The 14,890-nt window shown below is 68.7% G+C and carries 8 protein-coding genes and 1 tRNA gene; 6 read left to right on the forward strand and 3 right to left on the reverse strand.

Going from position 1 to position 14,890, the window contains the following annotated elements; genetic code table 11:
* The first annotated feature begins 14 nt into the window (after positions 1-14).
* The 5 genes from A5736_RS18795 to A5736_RS18815 all read left to right on the forward strand — a co-directional run bounded on the left by A5736_RS18795 (position 15) and on the right by A5736_RS18815 (position 13,287).
* Positions 15-914: a MerR family transcriptional regulator gene (locus tag A5736_RS18795; RefSeq protein WP_076247913.1), complete on the forward strand. Its 900-nt coding sequence runs from the start codon at positions 15-17 to the stop codon at positions 912-914.
* Positions 915-974: 60 nt separating this feature from the next.
* Positions 975-1,706 carry a glycoside hydrolase domain-containing protein gene (locus A5736_RS18800; RefSeq protein WP_076127225.1) on the forward strand — a complete coding sequence of 244 codons (732 nt, stop codon included), beginning with the start codon at positions 975-977 and terminating at the stop codon, positions 1,704-1,706.
* A 570-nt stretch (positions 1,707-2,276) separates the two neighbouring features.
* A complete protein-coding gene (locus A5736_RS18805; protein WP_076247915.1) occupies positions 2,277-11,522 on the forward strand; it encodes a type I polyketide synthase in 9,246 nt (3,081 codons plus the stop codon).
* Positions 11,523-11,550: 28 nt separating this feature from the next.
* Entirely contained in the window at positions 11,551-11,943 is a 393-nt protein-coding gene (locus tag A5736_RS18810; RefSeq protein ID WP_076247916.1) for a holo-ACP synthase, read from the forward strand.
* An 18-nt stretch (positions 11,944-11,961) separates the two neighbouring features.
* Positions 11,962-13,287, forward strand: coding sequence for a dipeptidase (locus tag A5736_RS18815; protein WP_076247918.1), 1,326 nt, complete (start codon positions 11,962-11,964; stop codon positions 13,285-13,287).
* 18 nt (positions 13,288-13,305) lie between these two features.
* Here the strand turns inward: A5736_RS18815 and A5736_RS18820 are convergent, their stop codons facing one another.
* Positions 13,306-13,827, reverse strand: coding sequence for a DUF3060 domain-containing protein (locus A5736_RS18820; protein ID WP_076247920.1), 522 nt, complete (start codon positions 13,825-13,827; stop codon positions 13,306-13,308).
* Positions 13,828-13,951: 124 nt separating this feature from the next.
* The gene (bcp, locus tag A5736_RS18825) at positions 13,952-14,425 is read right to left on the reverse strand and encodes a thioredoxin-dependent thiol peroxidase (RefSeq protein ID WP_076247921.1); all 474 of its coding nucleotides are present in this window, start codon (positions 14,423-14,425) and stop codon (positions 13,952-13,954) included.
* 93 nt (positions 14,426-14,518) lie between these two features.
* Here bcp and A5736_RS18830 point away from each other — a divergent pair, with 93 nt between their 5' ends.
* A complete protein-coding gene (locus tag A5736_RS18830) occupies positions 14,519-14,746 on the forward strand; it encodes a DUF3618 domain-containing protein (protein WP_076060487.1) in 228 nt (75 codons plus the stop codon).
* Between the two features lie 35 nt (positions 14,747-14,781).
* Here the strand turns inward: A5736_RS18830 and A5736_RS18835 are convergent.
* A tRNA-Lys gene (locus A5736_RS18835) sits at positions 14,782-14,854 on the reverse strand.
* Positions 14,855-14,890 lie beyond the last annotated feature (36 nt).

Raw genomic sequence — 14,890 nt, forward strand, 5'->3', positions numbered from 1 at the left:
TGTAAGGTCAAGGGGTGGCTGAGCAGTTGCTGATCGGCGACGTCGCGGCCTTGACCGGGATCGCCTCGGGTCGCATCCGCCACTATGAGAAGATCGGGCTGCTGCGCGCGGAGCACCTGTCGAACGGGTATCGGGTCTTCGACGTCGAGCAGGTCCTCGACCTGTTGCGCATCGACCTGATGAGAAGCCTCGGCGTCAGCATCAACGACATTCAGCGGCTGGTCGAGGGTGGGCAGACCACGCTGGCCGGCCTGCTCGACGAGCACCGCGCGTTGCTGGTGCGGCAGCGGGATCGGCTGGACCAGCTGATCGCGGCCATCGACGAAGCCACCGAGCCTGGCGCGGCGGCCGTCAACGAACACATCCTGCGCCGCCTGGCCACCACGCACCGGGACAGCATCGGCGTCATCGGGCGGCTCAGCGCGCCGTTGTCCGCGCCCGTTGCCGCGATGTATGCCGACCTGTTCGACGAATTGCAATTGCCCGTGCCCGCCTTGTTCGGCCAGATGGTGCTGCCACCCGCGGCCACCACGCTGCTGGAAGGGCTCGCCGCGACGCCGGGACGCCGGGTGCTGTTCGACCGGTTGCGCAGCCTCGCCAGCGATGTCGTCGCGTTGGGCGAAAACCTCACGGCCGCACAAGAACTCGCCCACGCCTGGATCGATCAGCAGGTGGCCGACCCGCTGCCCGACGACGTGGTCGGCGCGCTGCGCGGCGTGCGACCGCTGCTGGAGCACGACCCGGTGATCGTGCAGGGCTTCCGCGCCTGGGCGGCGTCGATAAACCCGGCGGCCGCGCACTTCATCGACGAAATCGCCGTCCAGACAGCGCGGCGCGGATTGGAGGCGGTCAGCGTCATCGTGCTGCCCGCCTCGGATTCGACCAGCCCCAGCGCCGACGTTGCTGCAATGTGATACAGATGTGACTGGTGTGGTCAGTGTGTCTGGTGGTGTTTGTGCCGTACCCTGTGGCTTGTGTCATCGGTTTCGCGACGTGACCTGCTCAAATTCGCGGCCGCCACCCCAGCCTTAGCCAGCCTGGGCGTCGCGGTGTCGTCGTTGCGCGCCGCTCCGGCCCAGGCTTCTCAGGCGTCGCTCGGAACTCTGTTGGACTACGCGGCCGGCGTGATCCCGGCGAGCGAGATCCGGGCCGCCGGCGCCGTCGGGTCCATCAGGTACGTGTCCGATCGGCGGCCCGGCGGCAACTGGATGCTGGGCAAGCCGATCCAGGTCGCCGAAGCGCACGACCTCAATAGCAACGGGCTCAAGATCGTGTCGTGCTATCAGTACGGCAAGGGCAGCACCGCCGACTGGCTGGGCGGTGCCGCCGCCGGGCAGCAGCACGCGCAGCGCGGGATGCAGTTGCATGCCGCGGCCGGCGGGCCCGCCAGCGCCCCGATCTATGCGTCGATCGACGATGACCCGTCCTATGACCAGTACAAGAACCAGATCGTGCCCTACCTACGGTCCTGGGAGTCGGTGGTCGGGCATCAGCGGACGGGCGTTTACGCCAATTCGAAGACGATCGACTGGGCCCTGCACGACGGCCTGGGCTCGTATTTCTGGCAGCACAACTGGGGCTCGCCGAAGGGATTCACGCATCCGGCCGCCAATTTGCACCAGGTGGAGATCGATAAGCGCAGCGTCGGCGGGGTAGGGGTGGACATCAACGAAATCCTCAAGCCTCAGTTCGGACAGTGGGCGTAGCCGTCGCGGGCGACCCCTACGGCACCTCGGCCCGATAATCGGCCCCAAGCGGGCTTCGCCGCCGTGCGATCCAGCAAACACTCGTTCGCCGTTCGTTCGGTGCCGTATTCGTCGAGCCTGGTGCGGCGGGCCGCCGCACGGGCCCTGGGATGCCCGCCGCGAGTGCGAAATTTTAATATAACGATTTGATAACAAAACTGCGTTAACCAGCGCAGTTATAGCTACTCGACCGTAACCACCTGCATGCAGGACGTTTGATTGCGCCGTTCGCGGCCGGGGTTGCGCGGGGTGTTACCCATGACACGGTTACCCGTGCGTAGAACTCACCAGTAACTGCTCAGCATGCGAAAAGGGCCTTGATTCTTATGACACTCTTAGTACAGCCGATGCAGTCCGTCGCGCCGCTCGGATCCATTCGTTTCAAGGGGGCGGCCCGCCGACAAGACACCGGTCAGCCATTTTTGGCTTGCGATTCGACGCGGAATCGCCTGGAAGCGACAGGCCACGCGCGCCGGTGGGGAACCGGCCAGCGAACCGAGACGTAAAGACGCATACAGGGAGAAATAGAACGTGACGATCCACGAGCCCGACCGGGTGTCCGCTGACCGCGACGGGAACAGCCCCCAGGCCACGCATGCCCTGGTCGACCGGCTGACGGCTGGCGAGCCGTACGCCGTCGCCTTCGGCGGCCAGGGCAGCGCCTGGCTGGAGACCCTGGAAGAACTGGTGTCGTCGGCCGGCATCGAAACCGACTTGGCAACGCTGGTCGGTGAGGTGGAGCTGCTGCTCGAACCGGTGGCAAAGGAACTGGTCGTGGTGCGTCCGATCGGTTTCGAGCCGCTGCAGTGGGTGCGCGCGCTGGCGGCCGAGGATCCCGTTCCGTCCGAGAAGCACCTGACATCGGCCGCGGTGTCGATACCGGGCGTGCTGCTCACCCAGATCGCGGCCGGGCGTGCCCTGGCGCGACAGGGCATGGACTGGGTCGCGACACCGCCGGTGGCCGTCGCCGGACATTCGCAAGGTGTGCTGGCCGTCGAGGCATTCAAGGCGGCGGGCGCGCGCGACGCCGAGCTGCTGGCGATGGGCCAGCTCATCGGTGCCGCGGGCACCCTGGTGGCCCGCCGGCGCGGCATCTCCGTCCTCGGCGACCGTCCGCCGATGGTGTCGGTCACCAACGCCGACCCCGAGCGCATCCGCCGGCTGCTCGACGAGTTCGCACAGGATGTTCGCACCGTGCTGCCGCCGGTGCTATCCATCCGCAACGGCCGGCGCTCGGTCGTGATCACCGGCACCCCGGAGCAGTTGTCCCGATTCGAGCTCTACTGCCAGCAGATCTCCGACAAGGAAGCGGCCGACCGCAAGAACAAGGTCCGCGGCGGCGACGTCTTCTCGCCCGTCTTCGATCCGGTGCAGGTTGAGGTCGGCTTCCACACACCGCGGCTGGCCGACGGCATCGACATCGTGGGGACCTGGGCCGAGAAGATTGGCCTCGACGCGGCGTCGGCCCGGGAACTGACCGAGGCCATCCTGGTCCGCGGCGTCGACTGGGTGGACGAGATCACCCAGGTCCACAATGCCGGGGCGCGCTGGATCCTCGACCTGGGGCCCGGCGACATCCTCACCCGGCTGACCGCGCCGGTGATCCGGGGCCTCGGCATCGGCATCGTGCCGGCGGCGACCCGCGGCGGTCAGCGCAACCTGTTCACCGTCGGGGCGACCCCCGAGGTGGCCCGGGCGTGGTCGAGCTACGCCCCGACTGTGGTGCGCCTGCCCGACGGCCGGGTCAAGCTGTCGACGAAGTTCACCCGGCTGACCGGGCGGTCACCGATCCTGCTGGCCGGCATGACGCCGACCACCGTCGACGCGAAGATCGTCGCCGCCGCGGCCAACGCCGGCCACTGGGCCGAGCTGGCCGGTGGTGGGCAGGTCACCGAGGAAATTTTCGCCGACCGGATCGAGGAGCTGTCCGGGCTGCTCGAGGACGGCCGCACCTACCAGTTCAACGCGCTGTTCCTCGACCCATACCTGTGGAAGCTCCAGGTCGGCGGCAAGCGTCTGGTGCAGAAGGCCCGCCAGTCCGGCGCGGCGATCGACGGCTTGGTGATCAGCGCCGGCATCCCGGATCTCGAGGAGGCCGTCGAGCTGATCGATGAGCTCAACGAGGTCGGCATCAGCCACGTCGTGTTCAAGCCGGGCACCATCGAGCAGATCCGCTCGGTCATCCGCATCGCTACCGAGGTGCCCACCAAGCCGGTGATCATGCACGTCGAGGGCGGGCGCGCGGGCGGCCACCATTCCTGGGAAGACCTCGACGACCTGCTGGTGGCAACGTATTCCGAGCTGCGTTCGCGCCCCAACATTACCGTTTGCGTGGGCGGCGGGATCGGCACCCCCGAGCGGGCGGCCGAATACCTGTCCGGACGCTGGGCGCAGGCCTACGGCTTCCCCCTGATGCCGATCGACGGGATCCTGGTCGGCACCGCGGCGATGGCCACGCTCGAGTCGACCACGTCGCCGTCGGTCAAGCGCATGCTGGTCGAGACGCAAGGCACGGACCAGTGGATCAGTGCCGGAAAAGCCCAGGGCGGTATGGCTTCCAGCCGCAGCCAGCTCGGCGCGGACATCCACGAAATCGACAACACCGCCTCGCGTTGCGGTCGGCTGCTCGACGAGGTCGCCGGCGACGCCGACGCCGTCGCGGAGCGCCGCGACGAGATCATCGCGGCGATGGCCAACACGGCCAAGCCGTACTTCGGCGACGTCGCGGACATGACCTACCTGCAGTGGTTGCGGCGCTACGTCGAGCTGACCATCGGCGAGGGCAACTCGACCGCCGACACCGCTTCGCCGGGCAGCCCCTGGCTGGCCGACACCTGGCGCGACCGCTTCGAGCAGATGCTGCAGCGCGCCGAAGCTCGTTTGCACCCAAAGGATTTCGGCCCGATCGAGACGCTGTTCGCCGATCGGGCGCTGCTGGAGAACCCCGACCAGGCCATCGCCACCTTGCTCGAGCACTACCCGGACGCCGAAAAGGTGCAACTGCATCCGGCCGACGTGCCGTTCTTCGTCACGCTGTGCAAAACGCTGGGCAAGCCGGTCAACTTCGTGCCGGTCATCGACAAGGACGTCCGGCGGTGGTGGCGCAGTGACTCGCTGTGGCAGGCCCACGACGCCCGCTACGAAGCCGACCAGGTGTGCATCATCCCGGGCACCGCGTCGGTCGCCGGCATCACGCGGATGGACGAACCCGTCGGTGAATTGCTCGACCGCTTCGAGCAGGCCGCGATCGACGAGGTGCTGGAGAGCGGGGCCGAGCCGCAACCCGTCCGCTCACGCCGGCTGGGTCGCCCCGACGTCACCGGACCCTTGGCCGTCGTGCTCGACGCCGCCGACGTGTTGTGGGCCGGTCGCACCGCCACGAACCCGGTTCACCGCATCGCCGATCCGGCCGACTGGCTGGTGCACGACGGGCCCGAAAGCCTCCGTGCCACACACTCATCCACTGGCGCGCGGCTTCAGGTGAAGTCCGACGACGGGGCCGGCACCGAGCAAGTCGTGCTCAGTGTGCCGGTGTCCGGCGTATGGGTGGATATTCCGTTTACGTTGCATCCCAACACCCTTGACGGCGGTATTCCGGTGGTCTCCACCGAGGCCGCCGCGACCGCGATGCGCGCGGTCCTGGCGATCGCCGCCGGCGTCGACGGGCCGGAGTTCCTGCCGCGGGTCGTCGACGGGACGGCGACCGTGAGCGTCGACTGGGATCCCGAGCGGGTCGCCGACCACACCGGCGTCACGGCCACCTTCGGTGAGCCGCTGGCGCCCAGCCTCACCACCGTGCCGGACGCGCTCGTGGGTCTTTGCTGGCCCGCCGTTTTCGCGGCCATCGGCTCCGCGGCCACCGACGCCGGTGTCCCGGTGGTCGAGGGGCTGCTGAGCCTGGTGCACCTCGACCACGCTGCCCACGTGGTCGGTGAGCTGCCCGGTGTCCCGGCGCAATTGACGGTCACCGCAACGGCTTCGTCGGCCACCGACACGGACATGGGCCGCGTCGTCCCGGTCTCGGTGACCATCGCCGATGCCGACGGGACGGCGATCGCCACCCTCGCCGAGCGTTTCGCGATCCTCGGTCGAACCGGTACGGCCGAGCTGACCGACCCGGTGCGGGCGGGCGGCGCGGTCTCCGAGAACGCGACCGACACTCCGCGACGTCGCCGCCGCGATGTCACGCTGACCGCACCCGTCGACATGCGTCCGTTCGCGGTGGTGTCCGGCGACCACAACCCGATTCACACCGACCGGGCCGCCGCGCTGCTGGCCGGCCTGGAATCGCCCATCGTGCACGGCATGTGGCTCTCGGCCGCCGCGCAGCACGCGGCGACGGCCACCGACGGCCAAGCCCGCCCACCGGCCCGGCTGATCGGCTGGACCGCGCGCTTCCTGGGCATGGTGCGCCCGGGTGACGAAGTGGACTTCCGTGTCGATCGCGTCGGAATCGACCGGGGCGCAGAGGTTTTGGAAGTGGCGGCGCGCATCGGCTCGGATCTGGTCATGTCGGCCACCGCCCGGCTGGCCGCGCCCAAGACGGTCTACGCGTTCCCCGGCCAGGGCATCCAGCACAAGGGCATGGGCATGGAGGTGCGCGCCCGGTCCAAGGCGGCCCGCAAGGTGTGGGACACCGCCGACAAGTTCACCCGGGACACGCTGGGCTTCTCGGTGCTGCACGTGGTGCGCGACAACCCGACCAGCATCATCGCCAGCGGTGTGCACTACAACCACCCCGAGGGCGTGCTCTACCTAACGCAGTTCACTCAGGTTGCGATGGCGACGGTGGCCGCGGCCCAGGTCGCCGAGATGCGCGAGCAAGGCGCCTTCGTCGAAGGTGCCATCGCCTGCGGGCACTCCGTCGGCGAGTACACCGCCCTGGCCTGCGTGACGGGCATCTACGAGCTGGAAGCCTTGCTGGAGATGGTGTTTCACCGCGGCTCCAAGATGCACGACATCGTGCCGCGCGACGAGCTGGGCCGCTCCAACTACCGCTTGGCGGCGATCCGGCCCTCGCAGATCGACCTGCCCGACGAAGAGGTGCCCGCGTTCGTCGCCGGGATCGCCGAGAGCACCGGTGAATTCCTGGAGATCGTGAACTTCAACCTGCGCGGTTCGCAGTACGCGATCGCCGGCACGGTGCGCGGTTTGGAAGCGCTGGAAGAGGAAGTCGAGCGTCGCCGCGAGCTCAGCGGTGGCCGGCGGTCGTTCATCCTGGTGCCCGGGATCGACGTGCCGTTCCACTCCCGGGTGTTGCGAATCGGGGTGGCCGAATTCCGTCGCTCGCTGGAGCGGGTCATGCCGCGCGACAAAGACCCCGACATCATCATCGGGCGCTACATCCCCAACCTGGTGCCGCGGCCGTTCACGCTGGACCGCGACTTCGTTCAGGAAATCCGGGACCTGGTGCCCGCCGAGCCGCTCGACGAGATCCTCGCCGACTACGACACCTGGCGTAACGAGAAGCCCCGCGAGCTGGCCCGCAAGGTGTTGATCGAGCTGCTGGCGTGGCAGTTCGCCAGCCCGGTGCGCTGGATCGAAACCCAGGACCTGCTGTTCACGGAGGAGGCCGCGGGCGGTCTGGGCGTGGAGCGCTTCGTCGAAATCGGTGTGAAGTCAGCGCCGACCGTCGCCGGGCTGGCCACCAACACCCTCAAGCTGCCCGAATATGCCCACAGCACAGTCGAAGTGCTCAATGCCGAGCGCGACGCCGCGGTGCTGTTCGCTACGGACACCGACCCTGAACCGGAGCCCGAAGACGAGGCGCCGGTCGCCGAGGCCGCACCGGAAGGCGCCGCCGTGGAGGCCGCAGCGGCGGCTCCGGCTCCCGCCGCAGCTCCGTCGGGTGCTCCACGCCCCGACGACATCGGGTTCGACGCCGCCGACGCGACCCTGGCGCTGATCGCGCTGTCGGCCAAGATGCGCATCGACCAGATCGAGGAACTCGACTCCATCGAGTCCATTACCGACGGCGCGTCGTCGCGACGCAACCAGCTGCTGGTGGACCTGGGCTCGGAGCTGAACCTGGGCGCCATCGACGGTGCCGCAGAGGCGGACCTCGCCGGGCTGCGGTCTCAGGTGACCAAGCTGGCCCGCACGTACAAGCCTTACGGCCCAGTGCTTTCCGATGCGATCAACGATCAGCTGCGGACCGTTCTCGGGCCCTCGGGCAAGCGGCCCGCCGCCATTGCCGAGCGGGTCAAGAAGACCTGGGAGCTCGGTGACGGTTGGGCGAAGCACGTCACGGTCGAGGTCGCGCTGGGCACCCGTGAGGGCACCAGCGTTCGCGGCGGCGCGATGGGCCACCTGCACGAGGGTGCGCTGGCCGACGCTGCATCGGTCGACAAGGTCATCGACGCCGCGGTCGCTTCGGTCGCCGCCCGCCGCGGGGTTGCGGTGTCGCTGCCGTCCGCCGGGGGCGCCGGTGGGGGCGCGACCATCGACGCGGCCGCGCTGAGCGAATTCACCGATCAGATCACCGGTCGCGACGGCGTGCTCGCCTCGGCGGCCCGCCTGATCCTCGGCCAGCTGGGCCACGACGACCCGGTCAGCGTGTCACCGGCGGCCACCGATGCCGAGCTCATCGACCTGGTCACTCTCGAACTGGGCGCCGACTGGCCACGTTTGGTGGCTCCGGTGTTCGACGCCAAGAAGGCCGTCGTGTTCGACGACCGCTGGGCCAGCGCCCGCGAGGACCTCGTCAAGCTGTGGCTGGCCGACGACGGCGACATCGACGCCCAGTGGTTGCATTTGTCCGAACGGTTCGAGGGCGCCGGACATGTCGTCGCTACCCAGGCCACCTGGTGGCAGGGCAAGGCGCTGGCCGCGGGCCGGCAGATCCACGCGTCGCTGTACGGCCGAATCGCCGCCGGCGCCGAGAACCCGAACCCGGGGCCCTACAGCAGCGAAGTCGCCGTGGTGACAGGCGCTTCGAAGGGTTCGATCGCGGCGTCGGTGGTCGCGCGGCTGCTCGACGGCGGTGCCACCGTCATCGCAACGACGTCGAAGCTCGACGACGAACGCCTGGCGTTCTACCGTTCGCTCTACCGCGATCACGCCCGCTACGGCGCTGCCCTGTGGGTCGTCGCGGCCAACATGGCGTCCTACTCCGACATCGACGCCCTGGTCGAATGGGTCGGCACCGAGCAGACCGAAAGCCTTGGACCACAGTCGATTCACATCAAGGACGCGCAGACCCCGACGCTGCTGTTCCCGTTCGCTGCGCCGCGCGTGGTCGGCGATCTGTCGGAGGCGGGATCGCGCTCCGAGATGGAGATGAAGGTGCTGCTGTGGGCCGTGCAGCGGCTGATCGGCGGGCTATCGAAGATCGGCGCCGAGCGCGACATCGCATCGCGGCTGCACGTGGTGCTGCCCGGTTCGCCCAACCGCGGCATGTTCGGCGGCGACGGTGCCTACGGCGAGGCCAAGTCCGCGCTGGACGCCCTGGTGAGTCGTTGGCACGCCGAGTCGTCGTGGGCGGCGCGCGTGAGCCTGGCGCACGCGCTGATTGGCTGGACCCGCGGCACCGGGTTGATGGGCCACAACGACGCCATCGTCGACGCGGTCGAGGAGGCCGGCGTTACCACCTACTCCACCGACGAGATGGCAGGCATGCTGCTGGCCCTGTGCGATGTGGAATCCAAGGTGGCCGCCGCCGGAAAGCCGATCAAGGCGGACCTGACCGGCGGGCTCGGCGAAGCCGAGCTGGACATGGCCGAGCTGGCCGCCAAGGCGCGCGAGGAGATGTCGACCGACGCGGCCGACGACGAGGTCGAGACCGAGGGCACCATTGCCGCTCTGCCGTCGCCGCCCCGCGGGTACACGCCCGCCCCGCCGCCGGAATGGGACGACCTCGACGTCGACCCGGCCGATCTGGTCGTGATCGTCGGCGGCGCCGAGATCGGGCCGTACGGCTCGTCGCGCACCCGGTTCGAGATGGAGGTCGAGAACGAACTCTCGGCGGCCGGGGTGCTCGAGCTCGCCTGGACGACCGGAATGATCCGCTGGGAGGACGACCCCCAACCGGGTTGGTACGACACGCAGTCCGGCGACCTGGTCGACGAAGCAGAGCTGGTCGAGCGTTACCACGACGCCGTGCTCGAGCGCACGGGCATCCGTGAGTTCGTCGACGACGGCGCGATCGATCCCGACCACGCGTCACCGTTGCTGGTGTCGGTCTTCTTGGACAAGGACTTCAGCTTCGTGGTGTCGTCGGAGGCCGACGCCCGCGGCTTCGTCGAATTCGACCCCGAGCACACCGTCATCCGGCCGGTGCCCGACTCAACCGACTGGCAGGTAATCCGCAAGGCCGGCACCGAGATCCGGGTTCCGCGCAAGACCAAGCTGTCGCGCGTCGTCGGCGCCCAGATTCCGACCGGGTTCGACCCGACGGTGTGGGGCATCAGCCCCGACATGGCCACCTCGATCGACCGGGTGGCGTTGTGGAACATCGTCGCGACCGTCGATGCGTTCCTGTCCGCCGGATTCAGCCCGGCCGAAGTGATGCGCTACGTGCACCCGAGCCTGGTGGCCAGCACGCAGGGCACCGGGATGGGCGGCATGACGTCGATGCAGACCATGTATCACGGCAACCTGTTGGGCCGGAACAAGCCGAACGACATCCTGCAGGAAGTGCTGCCGAATGTTGTTGCCGCGCATGTTGTTCAGTCCTATGTCGGCAGCTACGGCTCGATGATCCACCCGGTGGCGGCCTGCGCGACGGCGGCGGTGTCGCTCGAGGAGGGTGTCGACAAGATCCGGCTGGGCAAGGCCGAGCTGGTGGTGACCGGCGGCCTGGATGACCTGACGCTGGAAGCCATCATCGGCTTCGGTGACATGGCGGCCACCGCCGACACCGCGATGATGCGCGGCCGGGGCATCGACGACTCGAAGTTCTCCCGGCCCAACGACCGGCGCCGGCTGGGCTTCGTCGAGGCGCAGGGCGGCGGCACCATCCTGCTGGCGCGCGGCGACCTGGCGCTCAAGATGGGATTGCCGGTGCTTGCGGTGGTGGCCTACGCGCAGTCGTTCGGCGACGGCGTGCACACCTCGATCCCGGCCCCGGGCCTGGGTGCGCTGGGCGCGGGGCGCGGCGGCACGGATTCGCCGCTGGCGCGCGCGCTGGCCAAGCTCGGCGTGGGCGCCGACGACGTCGCGGTGATCTCCAAGCACGACACCTCGACGCTGGCCAACGACCCCAACGAGACCGAGCTGCACGAGCGGCTCGCCGACTCGCTGGGCCGCTCCGAGGGCGCACCGCTGTTCATCGTGTCGCAGAAGAGCCTGACCGGGCACGCCAAGGGCGGCGCGGCGGTCTTCCAGACGATGGGCCTGTGCCAGATGCTGCGCGACGGGGTGATCCCGCCCAACCGCAGCCTGGATTGCGTCGACGACGAATTGGCCGGCTCCGCGCACTTCGTCTGGGTGCGGGACACGCTGCGGCTGGGCGGGAAGTTCCCGCTCAAGGCGGGGATGCTGACCAGTCTCGGGTTTGGGCATGTGTCCGGGCTCGTCGCGTTGGTCCACCCGCAGGCGTTCATCGCCGCGCTGGACCCGGAGCAGCGCGAGACCTACCAGCAGCGTGCGGAGGCACGCCTGCTGGCCGGTCAGCGCCGACTGGCGTCGGCCATCGCCGGCGGCGCGCCGATGTACGAGCGGCCGGCGGACCGCCGCTTCGACCACGGCGCGCCCGAGAAGCGGCAGGAGGCGGCGATGCTGCTGAATCCGGCCGCCCGGCTGGGTGACGACGAGGCCTACGAGGTCCCCGCCGAATGACGTCGGTCATCCGTTAACCTGGCCAGCCATGGGCATCGTCGGAGTGGGGATCGACCTCGTCTCCATCCCTGATTTCGCGGAGCAGGTCGACCAGCCGGGAACCGTCTTCTCCGAGACGTTTACGCCGGGCGAGCGTCGTGACGCCTCGGACAAGAGTTCGTCGGCGGCGCGTCACCTGGCGGCGCGCTGGGCCGCGAAGGAAGCCGTGATCAAGGCCTGGTCCGGGTCGCGGTTCGCCCAGCGTCCCGTGCTGCCGGAGGACATTCACCGCGACATCGAAGTGGTCACCGACATGTGGGGACGACCGCGGGTGCGGCTGACCGGTGATATCGCCAGGCACCTGGCCGACGTGACGATCCACGTGTCGCTCACACACGAGGGGGATACCGCCGCCGCGGTGGCCATCCTTGAAACGTCCTGAGGGCCTAGCCTCGAGACCATGAGCGATCTCGTTGAGCGGGTCCGCGAGGTATTGCCGTCGGTGCGCCGCGATCTCGAGGACTTGGTCCGCATCGAATCGGTGTGGGCCGACCCCGGCCGCCGCACCGAGGTACACCGCAGCGCACAGGCGGTGGCGGACCTGTTGTCGCAGGCGGGTTTTGGCGATGTACGCATCGTCAGCGAGGGCGGTGCGCCCGCGGTCATCGCGCATCATCCCGCACCGGCGGGCGCGCCTACCGTGCTGTTGTACGCCCACCACGACGTGCAGCCCGAAGGCGACGCCGGCCAGTGGACGTCGCCGCCCTTCGAGCCCACCGAGCGCGACGGGCGCCTCTACGGTCGCGGCAGTGCCGACGACAAGGCCGGCATCGCAACGCATTTGGCGGCGTTTCGGGCACACGGCGGGCGGCCGCCGGTGGGTGTGACGGTCTTCGTCGAGGGAGAGGAAGAATCCGGGTCGCCCTCACTGGGCCGATTGCTGGCCGCGCATCGCGACGCGCTGGCCGCCGACGTGATCGTGATCGCGGACTCGGACAACTGGAGCGTCGACACCCCGGCGTTGACGGTGTCGCTGCGCGGCTTGGCCGACTGCGTGGTCGAGGTCGCAACCCTCGACCACGGGCTGCACTCGGGGTTGTGGGGCGGTGTGGTTCCCGATGCGCTGAGCGTGCTGGTGCGGCTGCTGGCCAGCCTGCACGACGACGACGGCAACGTGGCGGTCGCCGGTTTGCACGAAAGTAGCGCCGCGCCAATCGATTACCCGGCCGAGCGGGTGCGCGCCGACTCCGGCCTGCTGGACGGCGTGTCCGAGATCGGCTCGGGTTCGGTGCCGCAGCGGCTGTGGGCCAAGCCGGCGATCACCGTGATCGGTATCGACACCACACCGGTTGCGGCGGCGTCGAACACGCTGATCCCGCGGGCCCGGGCCAAGATCAGCATGCGGGTCGCGCCCGGTGGCGACGCGGCGGCGCACCTGGACGCGTTGACCGCGCATCTACAGCAACATGCGCCGTGGGGCGCCCAGGTGACCGTCACGCCCGGCGACCTCGGCGAGCCGTACGCCATCGATGCCAGCGGCGCCGTCTACGACGCCGCGCGGGCCGCATTTCGGCAAGCGTGGGGCGTCGACCCGGTCGACATGGGCATGGGCGGCTCGATCCCGTTCATCGCCGAGTTTGCCGCCGCGTTCCCGCAGGCCAAGATTCTCGTCACGGGTGTCGAAGATCCCGGGACCCAGGCACACAGCGTCAACGAGAGCCTGCACCTGGGTGTGCTGGAACGCGCGGCGATCGCCGAAGCGCTGCTGCTGGCCAACCTGGGTTAGGTTGCTGCGGGAAAGGGTTCAACGGCCGCTCGGGCGTTGGGTAACGATGTCGTTGTTTCCGGTCTTGTTGATTGTCGGTGCGCCAGAGTGGTAGGTGACGACGTTGTCGTCGCCTATGACACCGATGGTGTCGGCGCTGTCAACGCTGACTTTGTTTGCGCTACCGGAGATTTCCAGCCTGCGGCAGTGGCCGGTGACGGTGTACGTGTTGTTGTCCCCGTCCAGCTTCAGGTCTCCCTCGTTGCAGTTGATCGTGTCTTTGGCGCCGCTGTTGATCATGATCAGGTTTCCCTGCACCGTGGTCCCGGAGTGATTCGCCACGATCACCCCGATCGCGATCGCGGCCGCGGCCCCACACCCCAACAGCAGCCGCCCGGGAGTCGATTTCGCAAGCCGCGCGAGACCTTCGAGCTGCCGTGAGGTCCCCCCGGGCGCAGGCTTCTCGCCAGGGGCGCCAAACGGTCGATCGGGCTGCGCCCCCGGCTGGCCGCCCCCGTGTTCCAGGCGGCGGATGTACTCCTCCGGGTCCTCTGGCTTCATCGCCGAAAGACCCGTTGGAGAGTGACAAGGATGTCCACGGCCGGCTCCTTTCCCTCGTCATCGGGAGCGCGCCGTTATTGTGCCGCAGATCGCTTGCGGGATTGTTGTATTCGCCTTATCAGACCTAGACCGACAGGTCGCGGCGCAGCTTGGCGACGTGGCCGGTGGCCTTCACGTTGTACTGCGCGACGGCGATCTTGCCGTTTTCGTCGACCACGAAGGTGGAGCGAATCACGCCCTGCACCGTCCGGCCGTACATCTGCTTCTCGCCGTAGGCGCCCCACGCCGTCAGCACCTTGCGATCCGGATCGGACAGCAGCGGGAACGTCAGCTTCTCGGCATCGCGGAACTTGGCGAGCTTTTCCGGCTTGTCCGGGGAGATGCCGATGACGTCAAGTCCGGCGTCGTTGAGGTCGCGCAGGTTGTCGCGAAAATCGCAGGCCTCCTTGGTGCAGCCGGGCGTCGAAGCCGCCGGATAGAAGTACACGACGACGCGGCGCCCACGGTAGTCGGCCAGGGACACCTTGTTGCCGTCGGCGTCGGGCAGGCTGAAGGTGGGCGCTTTGTCGCCCGGGGCAAGCCGCGTGGTCTCGGTCAACGTGGGTCCTTTCGGTTCACCGGATCGTAGGGGTTATCGCCAGCTGATCTAGGGTAGTGCGTCAGGTGCACAAGGCGAGTTGGAGGAAGAGACGTGGCGGATCGGGACCCCGAGACCATCAAGCGGGACATCGACGTCGCCCGCGACCAGCTGGCGTCCACCGTCGACTCCCTCGCCGAGCGCGCAAATCCTCGTCGCCTGGCCGACGACCTCAAGGCCAAGGTGATCGGGTTCGTGACGAAGCCCGCGGTGGCCGTCTCGCTGGTGGGAATCGGCTCGGTGGTGGTCGTCGTGGTGGTCCGCAGGATCCGGAACCGCTGACGCGACGCCCTCGGAACCCGAGGGGTTTGAGTGGGTGCGCCGTCAGGGTTTCGAACCCCGGACCCGCTGATTAAGAGTCAGCTGCTCTACCAACTGAGCTAACGGCGCCTTGGACGGCCGAGACCGCGTAGGCGACAATAACAG

Source organism: Mycobacterium sp. SP-6446 (assembly GCF_001954045.1).
GTDB lineage: Bacteria > Actinomycetota > Actinomycetes > Mycobacteriales > Mycobacteriaceae > Mycobacterium.

Coding starts and splice junctions, on each gene's coding strand:
- A5736_RS18810 (WP_076247916.1), top strand. CDS start 11,551: ATGGGCATCGTCGGAGTGGGGATCGACCTCGTCTCCATCCCTGATTTC.
- A5736_RS18815 (WP_076247918.1), top strand. CDS start 11,962: ATGAGCGATCTCGTTGAGCGGGTCCGCGAGGTATTGCCGTCGGTGCGC.
- A5736_RS18820 (WP_076247920.1), bottom strand. CDS start 13,827: ATGAAGCCAGAGGACCCGGAGGAGTACATCCGCCGCCTGGAACACGGG.